Here is a 12,504-nt window from a genome sequence, read left to right as displayed (position 1 = left end):
GCTTGTGAACCAGTCAAGGTCTTGCGCCTCCGGGCGAAAACGAATCATGGATGTCATCGTCATCGGCGGCGGAATTGGCGGTATCGCCACCGCGTATCAGTTGCGTGCAGCAGGGCACCGGGTCTGCGTGGTCGAGCGCCACGCCACGGTCGCGCAGGGCGCCACCTATGGTCACGGCGGCGCTGTCCTGCCCTCGCCGCTCGACGTGTGGTTCGGACCGACCTTCATGCAGACCCGCCGCGCCGCGAAAACCGGCATTGTGTTCAAGCCCGGCTTCAATTCCGAAACCCGCGACTTTGCAAAGAAGCTCGCGCAATTTCACGATCCTCACCGGTTCGCGACCCAGTACGGCGCGTTGCGGCCGCTCGTCGACATTTCACGCGATGTCATCGCGGAAATCGAAGCGGAGTTCCCGCTCGACTTCGAACAGCGCACCGGCGTGCTGCACGTGTTCCGGCACGAGCGCGACCTGGAACTGGCGGATTCGGCAATCAAGTTGCTGCAGAGTTTCGAAACGCCGCACCGGATTCTCAGCGCGCAGGAATGCATTGCGGCGGAACCGTCCATACCGGACGATCCGCCGCTCGCCGGCGGCGTGCTGCTACCCGACGCGCGCACGGCCAACTGTCCGTTGTTCACCAAGCTGCTCAAGCAAGTGCTGGAAGACGACGGCGTCCAGTTCCGGCTGGGCCGCGAAGTGACCGCGATTCGCGCCGACGCCCAGCGCGCCGCCGTGGAACTGGCGCCGCTCAACGGCGCGGTGGATGGCAAAGGCGGCAGGTCTCGCGAGGTCGAACTGATCGCGGCCGATGCTGTCGTGGTGGCTGCGGGCACCGGCACGCCAGCATTGCTGGCCACGCTGGGGATTTCGCTGCCGTTGCATCCGCTTAGCCTGCATACGCTGACTGCACCGATTGCCTATGAAGAACGTGCGCCGCACCTGACCATTGTCGATTCGGTGAAACGCATTGCGATGACACGGATCAATCAGCGCATGCGCGTGACCGGCGGCGCGGTGTTGCAAAGCGCCGCCAAAGCCAGCAAGCCCATGAGCGAAAGCCTGACGCATCGTGCCCTCGCGCTGCTCGGGCAGGCAACGCACGACTGGATTCCGGGTGCGGCGAAGGTATCGGCGGCGCGGGCCTGGTCCGGGGTGCGCCTCATGTCGCCAGATGGACTGCCTGTCGTAAGCGCCACGTCGCATGCGCGATTGTTCGTCAACACGGCGCATGGGCCGGCGGGATGGGGTATTGCCTGTGGCGCCGCCAAGGTGATTGCGGCGCTCATATCGCACACTGAACCTGACGTGCCCGAACGGACGCTGAGGGCGCTGAGGATCGACCGGTTTTAGGTTCGCGTCGCGGTTTTGGCGGCCGCCGTGGAAACATGGACGTCATCGCTCATTTGGGCGCAATAATTGCGGCGGGTTCAAGCACTTTTTCCATGCCGCCGCCATGACCGACTCCGCTTTCAATTCCCCATCTCCGCTTTACACCGAACCGCGCGATCACGCGATCGCGCTGCTGACGCTCGACGAACTCCGTACGCTGGAGCATCGCGCGGCGGCCGCCCTCGCGCCAAATACACTGATGGCGCGCGCGGGGGCTGCCGCGGCGCAATTCATTATCGATACCGGCTCGCAGCAGCCCGTCTGGATCGTGGCCGGTCCCGGGAACAATGGCGGCGATGCCCTCGTGATGGCGGCTCGCCTGCGCCAGGCGGGAATCGATGTGGAAGTGTGCATGCCCGTGGAAGTGAAACCCGACGATGCCCGCTGGGCGCTCAACGAAGCGCGGCAAGCGGGCGTCAGGATCACCACGGACGCACCCGATTCGTTCGATAACTTCGGCTGGCTTGTCGACGGCATGTTCGGCATCGGTCTCGGCCGACCGCTCGAAGGCGTTTTCGCGGAGCTTGCGGCGCGGTTGTCGAAGCGCTCCAGATCGGCTGCCAACGTCCTCGCGCTGGACATTGCCAGCGGCCTCTCCAGCGATACCGGCGAGCCCGTCAGCCGCGGCAACGACGGCCGCGCGCAGGCCGTGCGTGCGACTCACACGATCACGTTCATTGGCGGCAAGCCGGGGCATTTCACTGGCGACGGGCGAGACTTGTCGGGCAAGCTTTATATTGCCGATCTGGGCGTCGCGCGTTCAGCACAACCTGCCGTTGTGCTGAACGCGCCGTCGCTCTTCGGCCCGCATCTGCCACCGCGCGATTACGCGACCAACAAGGGCACCTTCGGCACGCTGGCTGTCATTGGCGGAGACACCGGCATGTGCGGCGCGCCGATCCTCGCCGCGCGCATGGCGCTCTACGGCGGCGCGGGCAAGGTCAACGTGGCGTTCATCGGGACGGACTCGCCGCCTTACGATCCGCCGCATCCTGAACTGATGCTGCATCAGGTCGACCAGTTTTCGCTCGACAAGATGGACGCGCTCGCGGTCGGTTGCGGCATGGGCCAAACCGACCGTGCAAAAAAAGTGCTGGCCGATATTCTCGCGCTCGATGTCCCCAAGCTTTTCGATGCCGACGCGCTGAACCTGATTTCATCGGATGAAAAACTTGCGGGCAAGGTCGCCGGACGCGGCGCGCAGGGCGATCCTTGCGTGCTGACGCCGCATCCGCTCGAAGCTGCGCGGCTGCTTGGGTCGGATGTGAAGAAAGTCCAGGCGGACCGGATCGCGGCGGCGCGCCAGTTGGCCGCGCGCTTCGCGGCTGTCGCCGTGCTGAAGGGAACGGGCACGATCGTGGCGTCGCCGGATGGCCGTATATCGGTGAATCCCACCGGCAACGCGGCGCTGGCGACCGGCGGCACCGGCGACGTGCTGGGCGGCTTGATTGGCGCATTTCTCGCACAACGGCTGCCCGCGTATGAGGCTGCGCTTGCCGGGGTTTATCTGCATGGCCTGGCCGCCGAGACGCTGACGGGCGAAGGCGAAGGGCCCGCCGGCTTGACCGCGGGAGAACTCGCACCCAAGGTGCGCGCGCTCCTTAACCGGCTGTTCTACCCGGCCTGACTAAACACGGCACATGCGAGGCGCGCCTTCATCTTCAAGCAAGCATACGTTCATGCATCGTGGCTATACTTGTTGCTTCGCGTGATCCGGTCGATGTGAACCGTGTCCGGCCGCGCGTGATGATCAGCACTTTCCGCCACTCTCTGACAAACGGACCGCTATGACGCTCAATTCGCTTCCTGCCTGGCCGGCGCTCCAGGCGCATTACGATGCCATCCGTGACGAGCGCCTGCGCGACTGGTTCGCGCCGCAAAACGACACCAAGCCGTCGCGCGCCGAGCGCCTGACCTTCGACGGCGGCGGCATCTCCGTCGATTTCTCCAAGAACCGCGTTACCGAAGCCACGCTCAAGCTGCTGGTCGAACTGGCGCAACAAGCCAAGGTTGCCGAGAAGCGCGACGCGGTGTTCGCGGGCGATATTGTCAACGTAACCGAACATCGCGCGGTGTTGCATACGGCGCTGCGTTCCACCGACGAGAACTCGCCTTTCCAGAAGGAAATCCGCGCCGAGAAAGCCAAGATGGCCGCTTTCGCAAACAAGGTTCGCGACGGCTCGTGGACGGGCTACACCGGCAAGCGCATTCGCCATGTGGTGAACATCGGCATTGGCGGTTCGGACCTCGGCCCGAAGATGGTCGTGCATGCATTGCAGCATCTCGCGCTGCCGCAGATCCAGACGCATTTTGTCTCCAATGTCGATGGCGCCGATATCTACAACGTGCTCAAGGACATCAACGCCGAAGAGACGCTGGCCATTGTCGTGTCGAAGACGTTCACCACGCTCGAAACCATGACCAACGCGCGGTCCATGCGCGACTGGTTCGTCAAAAGCGGCTGCCCGGAAGACGCGTTGTCGAAGCACTTCGTGGGTGTATCGGCGAATCCGGAGGAAGTGGTCAAGTTCGGCATTGCGAAGGAAAACGTCTTCGAAATGTGGGACTGGGTCGGCGGCCGTTATTCGCTATGGTCGACCGTGGGATTGTCGATCGTGATCTCGGTCGGACCGGAAAACTTCGAGAAACTGCTGGCTGGCGCGCATGCAATGGACGAGCATTTCCGCACCGCGCCGTTCGAACGCAATCTGCCGGTGCTGATGGGCATGATCGGCATCTGGTATCGCGATTTCTTCGAGTCGCAAAGCGTGATGGTCGCGCCATACTCGCAGGCCATGCGCTATCTCTCGTCGTATTTGCAGCAACTCGAGATGGAAAGCAACGGCAAGTCCGCACGGCTCGACGGAACCATGGTCGATTATCCGACCGCGGCCGTGATCTGGGGCGAGCCGGGCACAAACGGTCAGCATGCGTTCTATCAGATGTTGCATCAGGGCCCGACGCTGGTTCCCATCGACTTCATCGCGGTGCTGAAACCGGAGCATCCGCTTATCGATCATCACGCCAAGCTGCTCGCAAACTGCTTCGCGCAAAGCGAAGCGCTGATGCTCGGACGCACGCTTGAAGAAGCGAAAAAGGTTGCCGGACCAGGCAAGGAAGAACTCGCGACGCATCTGAGCTTTCCGGGGAATCGGCCGACCACCACGATCATTCTCGATGCGCTCACGCCGGAAACGCTGGGTGCTGTCATCGCGCTGTACGAGCACAAGGTACTGGTACAGGGCGCGGTGTGGGACATCAACTCGTTCGATCAGTGGGGCGTGGAGCTGGGCAAGATCCTCGGCAAGGTGGTTGAAGCCGATATCACCAGTTCGAAGGCCGATCCTTCGAAGCACGACTCGTCGACATCGGCGTTGATTGCGCGGGCGCAGGCCGCGTTGAAGAGCCTGTAGCCGCATGGGGCGTCCCGTTCACCCGCGACGCCCCTCGCTCTCACACGCTCAGGCCATTCACGATTCGCCCGGCCTCGATGGTCACCGTCGCGTCGCAGCGCTCGGCAAGCTCGGTGTCGTGCGTGACGAGGATCAGCGTTGCACCGTTGCGACGGTTCATCTCGAACATCAAGTCGATGATCGCGTAGCCCGTTGCGGCATCCAGGCTGCCCGTGGGTTCATCCGCGAAGAGGATGGCCGGATGCGTGACGAACGCCCGCGCCAGCGCCACGCGCTGTTGTTCGCCGCCCGACAGGAGCTTCGGATAATGCGCGGTGCGCTGACCCAGACCCACCTGTTCGAGCAGGTCACGCGCGCGCGTGGTGATCTCCTTGTGCGGCACGCCGCCACGCAATTCGAGCGGCAACATCACGTTTTCCAGCGCGGTCAGATGCGGCATCAACTGGAACGACTGGAACACGAATCCCACCGAGCCACTGCGCAACGCCGCGCGCTCGTCTTCGTTCAAGGTGCCGAGATCATGTCCAAGCAGGCGAACCGAGCCGCTGCTGGCGCTGTCCAAACCGGCGAGCAGCCCGAGCAAGGTGGACTTGCCCGAGCCCGATGCACCGACTATGGCGACGCTGCTGCCTTTTTCGATCGACAGGTCGATCTGATCGAGGATGATCAGTTCACCCGTCGCGTCCTTCACCCGTTTGCTTAAACCCCGTACTTCAATGACTGGTTCGATATTGTTTGGCATGGAGAGACTTAAGGTGAACTGGACACCACGCGCCACGCTGGCGCGGATGGCAATGATCGCATGCGTGATCGCGTTGCCGGCGCACGCAGCCGCGCCCGTAGCCGATACCGCCATGCGCGCCTCGCCGGGCGCACCGTCGATCGTGGTGCTCGGCGACAGCATTTCGGCGGAATACGGCCTGCCGCGCGATACAGGATGGGTCGCCCTGCTTCGCAAGAAGCTCACGCAGGAGCGCTTCGATTATAGCGTCGCCAACTCGAGCATCAGCGGCGACACCACCAGCGGCGGCCTCGCCCGTTTGCCTGCCGCGCTCAATCGCATCAAGCCGAAACTGGTGATCGTGGAACTGGGCGCCAACGACGCGTTGCGCGGCGTGCCGCTCGCTACGACCGAAGCCAACCTGCGCACGATCATCGAGAAGTCACAGGCGGCGAGCGCGAAGGTTTTACTCATCGGCATGTATGTCCCACCTAACTATGGCCCGGACTACTCGCAGAAATTCCATGGCGTGTACGAAAAGTTGTCGAAGGAAAAGCAGGTGCCACTGGTCCCTTTTCTACTGGCTGGCATAGAGAACAAGCCCGAAATGTTCCAGGCCGATCAAATTCATCCGACCCCTCAGGCCCAGCCTTTGCTATTGAACAACGTCTGGCCAGTTTTGAGACCATTGCTGGGCACGCCATCGAAATGATGAGGATTGAGCCGTTCGAGGAGAGTCGCGTTTAAATCCCGTCAGTGCGTTGCCCGGCCGGCTTTCAACCATGCGCGAAGAAAGGCCACGATCGAGCATCAACGTTTTCGCGTAACCCTGAAAAACCCCGGCTCCGCTTGTGAGCGCATTGAAAGGAGGTAACGTGAAATATTTACCAATTCTCGCTTTAACCGTCGCGATCTCGGCTTGCGCCGCTCAGCCGCCCGTTGGCGTCAGCCAGGTCGGCACGAGCCAACAACCGCCGAAGGCCGTCGCACAATGTATCGCGCAGAAATGGGCCGATAAATCACAGCAGCAAGTGGTGTCTCAGGACACGCTCGCGAACGACATGGCAGCCGATGTCTACGTTCCGGGTCAGCAACCGCCGAACGGCGCGGCAGCCGTCGTGCGTCCGAACTACTCGGGTCCGGGTTCGTGGGTCGGCTTCCGTTCGGCAGGTGCGGCCGGAAGCGATGCAACTGGCGACATCCAGGGCTGCCTGTAAGACGTCCGGGATGCAAGAAGCAAAAGCCCCGCTGGTTTTATCCAGCGGGGCTTTTTTTGCGTGTAGTGAAGGTTCGGCTTATTGCGCCTGATCCGCCGTTGCATTCGTGGTTGGTACATTGACCTTCACTTTCGAACGCGCCTTCAAGGCGTCGAGATACGACTCCATCTCGGCCTGCGCATACACCTGCGCGACCTGTTGCTGGGCACCCGTCAAACGGTCTGCGGCAACCGGCTCCGGCTTCTCGATACCGTTCACGCGATAAATCGCATAACCGTCGGCACCAAGATCGACACCCACATACGTTGGCAACTTCGATGAATCCGCCTTGAAGATCGCGGCGAGCGCCAGGGGCGGCACGCCTTGCGCGTCGTTGCGCGAAACCGTCGCGACCGACGAGAAGCCCGTTGTCCCGTTCGACTTCTGCACTTCGGCAAGCTTCGCCGCGCCGTCCTTGCGCGCCATTTCAGCGGCTTGCACGGCGATAACCTTCGTGCGCACCGCGTCCTTGATCGCGTCAAGTGCGGGAACCGCCGCCGGCTTGTAGTCCGTCACACGAGCCGCGATCAGCGTGCTGTTGCCAATATCGATAGCCTGAGTGTTGTTGCGTTCCTTCACGGCGTCCGAGGCGAAAATGGCGTTCAGGACCTTCGGATTGTTCAGCGGGCTATCGGCCGGCAGCTTCGGATCGGGCTTCGGACCGACCGTCGCGGTCTGGATCTGCAGCTTGTATTTATCGGCGGCGGGTTGCAGCGTCTTCGATTTTTCGTAGACGATCGACGTAAAGCCCTCGGCCTCATCGGCCAGGTTTTTCGCTGCTTGCGCCGCGGTGACGTCACGCGTGATCTGGTCCTTCACTTCGTCGAAAGACTGCGTGGACGACGGCTTTACATCGGTTGCCTGGATGATGTGATAACCGAAGTCCGTCTGCACCACGCCGCTGATTTCACCCTTCTTCAGACCGAAAGCGGCGTCATCGAATGCCTGGCCGCCCGCGATCATGCCGTGCGTGAAATACCCCAGATCCCCGCCCTTCGACGCCGAACCCGGGTCCTGCGATTCCTTCTGCGCAATCTGCGCGAACTGGTCCGGATGCGCCTTCACTTGCGCGAGCAGCGCTTCGGCCTGGGCCTTTGCCTTGGCCTTGTCGGCCGCGCTCGCGTCTTTCGGCGCGGTGATCAGGATGTGGCTTGCGCGCACTTCGGCCTGCGTCTTGAAACGCGCGAGGTTGTCGTCGTAGTACTTCTTGAGATCGGCGTCCGTGGGTTTGATCGCGCCCGACAGCGTAGCCGGCGACATCACCACGTACTGGATGCTGGCCGACTCCGGCGTGGTGAACTCGGCGTTGTGCGCGTCGTAATAGGACTTTAGCTGCGCGTCGGTCGGCTGGATCTTCGCGGTGTAGTCCGCGGTACGGAACGCGAGGCCCTGCACGTCGCGACGCTGTTCGGCAATCTCGGTCAGGTGCTGCGCGAGCGTCTTCGACGTGAACGCCGTGGACTGGATGCTCGACGGCAACTGATCGGTGGCAAGACCATACCGCACGCGCTCGTCGTACTGCTCGGGCGTCATGCCCTGCATGGCGAGCAGTTGCTTGTACTGGTCCAGGTCGATGGAACCATCGGGCTTTCTCAACGACGCGATGGTCGGATCGGCCATCAGCGCGCGGCGCACAGCCTGGTCGGACGCGGTCAGGTGCAGGCGCTGGGTTTCATCGGCGAGAACGCGCTGTTGAACCAGGCTGTCGATCAGCGACGCGCGCATTTGCGGCGTTTCGAACATCTTCGGGTCGAATTGCGCGCCGAGCATCTGGCGCGCGCGATCGACCTGCTGACGCATCGCGCCGTCATATTCCACACGCGTGATCTTGTGGCCGTTGACGCTGGCGACGTTCGCGTTTTCGTCGAAGAAACTGCTGAAACCCTGGACCCCGACAATGCCCAATCCCGGCACGACGATCAGGATCAGCAGGGCCATCATCAGGCGTTGGTGGTTACGGAAAAAGTCGAGCATGCGTGACGATTCTGCCTAATACGAAACGCCCGATGTTACAGCAGCGGGCAATAAAAAAGGCGAACCGGAGTTCGCCTTTCTCGTGAATTCGGCCGGTGTGGACGGGGTACGCACTCCTGCCGGTGAGCCTTATCAGTCAAGGCATTGCGCGATTCAACGAACCACGGTGCAGCTTGAAAGTACGCTCGGTCGACGAACGGGCACTCTGTAAAGCGCGCGAAGTATAACATCCGCGCCCTTGCCGCCCGTTCTCCGGCCGCGATAAACGACCCGATAAAACCGGGATCTGCAACAGTGGATTGCGGCCGTTTTGCGGGCCAAAATCAGCGCACGGCGTCGTCGAGCAAGGTCAGGTCGCGCTGCCGGGTTTCGGTCGAGAGCGCCACGCCCGCCAGCGTGATCGCCGACAGCACCGCCATGTACGCGCCCATGACCCAGAACGCGCCATCGGACAGCCCGATCAGGTAGATCCCGAGCAAAGGCGCGAGGCCGCCGGAGAGCACCGCGCCCAGTTCGCGCGCGAGCGCCACGCCGGAATACCGGTAGCGGTTGCCAAAGAGCTCGGAAAAATGCGCGCACTGCGCGCCGAGCATGCTGTTCGCCCCGAGCGCGAGGCCGCCGAACATGGCCACATCGACCCATAGCGGCTTTCCCGTGCTCACCATGTACCACGACGGCACGGACCAGAGCAGCATGAAAATGGCGCCGCCACGGTACACGGCAATGCGGCCGATGCGGTCGGACAACGCGCCGAACATCGGCGTGGTGATGACGCTTGCCATGCTGGCAATCAATGCGCCCGTTGTGCCGATCGAACTCAGCTCTGAGGGTTTTACGCCCAGCTTCGCCGCGACCGTTCCACCCAGGAACGCGATGACCACCGTGGTGTAGATCGTCGATCCGCCCTGTTCGGCGAAGCGCATCAAGGTCGCGGCCAGTACGGGACGGCGCGCGTGCGTGATGACGGTTTTCATCGGCGACTTGATGACGGCGTGCGCGCCTTCGAGGCTGATGAACGCCGGGCTTTCACGCAAGCGCAACCGGATCCAGATCGCGACGCCGATCAGCAGCACGCTCGATAAAAACGGAATGCGCCATGCCCAGGCAAGAATGGCCTGCTCGCCCAGCACATGCTGCATCGCGCTGAACGTGGCCGTGGCGAGCCCGAGGCCCGCGAAGATGCCGACGAACGGCAGCGCCGCGAAGAAACCGCGCTGCTTCACGGGCGCGACTTCCGCCATGAGCGTGGATGCGCCGGCCTGTTCCGCGCCCGCGCCAAATCCTTGCACGAGCCGCAGCAGCACCAGCGATACCGCGCCGACCGTGCCGCTTGGCAAAAGCCCGATCAGCGTGGTCGACGTTCCCATGATCGCGATAGTCACGAGCAGAACGAACTTGCGCCCCTTCCTGTCGCCGATCGAACCAAAGAACAGCCCGCCGAACGGCCGCGCGAGAAAGCCCGCGCCGTACGTGCCGAAACTTGCCAGCAGTCCCGCTTTTGCACCGAGCGCCGGAAAGAAGATGTGACTGAAGACCAGCGCCGACGCAAGCCCGAAGATCGCGAAGTCGTAGTATTCCAGCGCGCTTCCGACCGCGCCCGTGAGAATGGCCCGCCTCAGTTGCTGCGCGGAAACCAGTGGTTTTTTTACGGCATCGGCGACGGGTCCCGACGAAGGTATTGCGGGTTGCTGCACATCCATTTGCGTCTCCTTTGCAAATCATCGGTATGCCGGTTCGTGGAAATCCGGCTATTTCTTTATTTATGTATCGCCCGGCGTGGCTGCGTGTTTGTTGACGCGCTATCAGAAAGTCAGCACGACACCGCTATGGTCAATATCGCCGTGCTGCTGCAAGAGAGAAGTGAAACGCTGTGCGCTGAGTTCGGTATAAGGCATCGCGGCTCCCGCTTCCTGCGCCGCGCGCAACGCGTTGTGCAAGTCCTTGAGTTGCGTGCTAGACCGTCCGCTGACCTCGAAATTTTTGTCCACCATGCGGCGGCCGTGAATCCGCAGGATGGTGCTGTCGGCATATCCGCCGGCAAGCGCTTCAATCAGCATCGCGGGATTCGCGCCGCCCTTCGCGACCAGCGACAAGGCCTCGGCCACCACGCCTATAGTGGTTCCCACGATCATCTGGTTGGCGAGCTTGGCGAGTTGTCCCGTGCCGTGCGCGCCCATCAGGACGGGACGCCCCATGCAGCGCAGCACCGCCGATACACGTTCGAACGCTTCCGCTTCGCCACCGCACATGATTGCGAGCGCGGCCTTTTCGGCGCCGCTCGTGCCGCCCGACACGGGCGCATCGATATGGTCAATGCCGCGCTGCGCAAGCAGGCGCGCGTGAGCGATGGCTTCATCCGGGCGGATGGAACTCATGTCGATGACAACCGCACTCCCGCTCAGCGCCTCGCACACACCTTGTTCGAACAGGACGTCATGCACGGTCTCGCCGTTTGCAAGCATCGTAATCACAATGTCGGCACTGCGAACGGCTTGCGCGGGCGAGTCCGCAACACGCGCGCCGTCCGCGCTTAACCGCTCGGCCTTGTCGCGGGTACGGTTCCATGCAGTCAACCGGTAACCCGCCCTGAGCAGCACGCGCGCTTGCCGCTCGCCCATCAAGCCAGTTCCTAGAAATGCAAGCGTTTCCGCCCGTTCCATCGCATTCGCCATCGTCTCCCCGCCTTGAAGTCATCATCCGCTGGACACGCGTTTCTTCGTGAGGTATGGTTACCGGTAACTATTAAACGAATCTAACATGAGGAGATAGCATGCACAAGGCGGATTTACTGGTAGTCGTCCGGTATCCCGAGCGGGACATGACGGAACTGGAGCGCCATTACACGCTGCATGTCCTGTCGGATTCCCCGGATCGCGACGCATTGCTCGCCGAGGTCGGACCACGTATTCGTGCGCTCGCGACCAATGGCGAAGCCGGTGCGAGCGCCGAGTTGATCGACGCGTTGCCGGCGCTTGAGATCATCGTGTCGTACGGCGTGGGTGTCGATGCAATCGATCTCGCGCACGCGGCGCGGCGCGGCATTCGTGTCACCAATACGCCCGATGTGCTGACAGGCGATGTCGCCGACATGGGCATGGGCCTGATGTTGTCCATTGCGCGTCAGATTCCGGCGAACGATCGCGTCGTGCGCGACGGCCAATGGGGCAAAGCCGCAATACCGCTTGCCACGCGCATGTTCGGCAAACGCCTCGGCATTCTTGGGCTTGGTCGCGTGGGACGGGCGCTCGCCAGGCGTGCCGCCGCGTTCGACATGTCGATTGCGTATCACGATCGCATTCGTTTCAGCGATGTCGACTACACGTATTACGACAGCGCCGTGAGTCTTGCGCTCGAGTCGGACTTTCTCGTGATCTGCGCGGCGGCGGACCGGCAGAGCCAGGCGTCGGTAAGCCGCGATGTGTTCGACGCGCTCGGTCCCGGCGGCATCCTGGTGAACATTGCGCGCGGCAGCATTGTCGATGAACCGGTGTTGCTCGAATATCTGAGCACGAATGGTATTCGCGGCGCGGCGCTGGATGTATTCTGGAACGAGCCTTCAATCGATCCGCGCTTCTTCACGCTGGGCAACGTGGTGCTGCAACCGCATCGGTCCAGCGCGACCGTTGAAACGCGCGGCGCGATGGCGCAACTGGTGCGCGAGAATCTCGAGGCGTTTTTTAGCGGTGCGCCTCTCGTGACCGAATTTCTGGCGCGCTGAACCGCGAGCGAATCGCTGAATCCCCCATACAA

General features: G+C 62.5%; 10 protein-coding genes. 6 read left to right on the top strand and 4 right to left on the bottom strand.

All coding sequences use genetic code 11. From position 1 onward, the window contains the following. The first annotated feature begins 46 nt into the window (after positions 1-46). The 3 genes from AWB64_RS20300 (at position 47) to pgi (ending at position 4,803) form a co-directional block, all read left to right on the top strand. Positions 47-1,351 (top strand): FAD-dependent oxidoreductase, encoded by a 1,305-nt coding sequence (locus tag AWB64_RS20300; RefSeq protein WP_060857210.1) that lies wholly within the window; start codon positions 47-49, stop codon positions 1,349-1,351. A gap of 103 nt (positions 1,352-1,454) precedes the next feature. Beyond that, a complete protein-coding gene (locus AWB64_RS20295; RefSeq protein ID WP_060857209.1) occupies positions 1,455-3,017 on the top strand; it encodes an NAD(P)H-hydrate dehydratase in 1,563 nt (520 codons plus the stop codon). Between the two features lie 160 nt (positions 3,018-3,177). Further along, positions 3,178-4,803: a glucose-6-phosphate isomerase gene (gene pgi / locus AWB64_RS20290; protein WP_060857208.1), complete on the top strand. Its 1,626-nt coding sequence runs from the start codon at positions 3,178-3,180 to the stop codon at positions 4,801-4,803. Positions 4,804-4,843: 40 nt separating this feature from the next. Here the strand turns inward: pgi and AWB64_RS20285 are convergent, their stop codons facing one another. Beyond that, entirely contained in the window at positions 4,844-5,545 is a 702-nt protein-coding gene (locus AWB64_RS20285) for an ABC transporter ATP-binding protein (protein WP_060857257.1), read from the bottom strand. On the opposite strand from AWB64_RS20285, the gene AWB64_RS20280 reads away from it, so the two are divergent. Together AWB64_RS20280 and AWB64_RS20275 are read left to right on the top strand one after the other, a co-directional pair. After that, entirely contained in the window at positions 5,520-6,236 is a 717-nt protein-coding gene (locus AWB64_RS20280; RefSeq protein ID WP_060857258.1) for an arylesterase, read from the top strand. The genes AWB64_RS20285 and AWB64_RS20280 overlap by 26 nt on opposite strands. A 163-nt stretch (positions 6,237-6,399) precedes the next feature. After that, on the top strand, positions 6,400-6,741 hold the full coding sequence (locus AWB64_RS20275) for a hypothetical protein (RefSeq protein ID WP_060857207.1): 342 nt from the start codon (positions 6,400-6,402) through the stop codon (positions 6,739-6,741). 78 nt (positions 6,742-6,819) lie between these two features. Here the strand turns inward: AWB64_RS20275 and AWB64_RS20270 are convergent, their stop codons facing one another. From AWB64_RS20270 to AWB64_RS20260, 3 genes are all read right to left on the bottom strand, one after another. Next, a complete protein-coding gene (locus AWB64_RS20270; protein ID WP_060857206.1) occupies positions 6,820-8,754 on the bottom strand; it encodes a SurA N-terminal domain-containing protein in 1,935 nt (644 codons plus the stop codon). Positions 8,755-9,077: 323 nt separating this feature from the next. Continuing rightward, positions 9,078-10,454 carry an MFS transporter gene (locus AWB64_RS20265; protein WP_060857205.1) on the bottom strand — a complete coding sequence of 459 codons (1,377 nt, stop codon included), beginning with the start codon at positions 10,452-10,454 and terminating at the stop codon, positions 9,078-9,080. A gap of 102 nt (positions 10,455-10,556) precedes the next feature. Further along, a complete protein-coding gene (locus tag AWB64_RS20260; RefSeq protein ID WP_060857204.1) occupies positions 10,557-11,426 on the bottom strand; it encodes an NAD(P)-dependent oxidoreductase in 870 nt (289 codons plus the stop codon). 98 nt (positions 11,427-11,524) lie between these two features. Here AWB64_RS20260 and AWB64_RS20255 point away from each other — a divergent pair, with 98 nt between their 5' ends. After that, complete coding sequence (locus AWB64_RS20255) at positions 11,525-12,472, top strand: 2-hydroxyacid dehydrogenase (RefSeq protein ID WP_060857203.1); 948 nt, start codon at positions 11,525-11,527, stop codon at positions 12,470-12,472. The last annotated feature ends 32 nt before the right edge of the window (positions 12,473-12,504 follow it).

Source organism: Caballeronia sordidicola, from assembly GCF_001544455.2.
Taxonomy (GTDB): Bacteria; Pseudomonadota; Gammaproteobacteria; order Burkholderiales; family Burkholderiaceae; genus Caballeronia; species Caballeronia sordidicola.
Note: the sequence above shows the minus strand (reverse complement) of the source record. Positions and strands in the feature narration are given on the sequence as shown.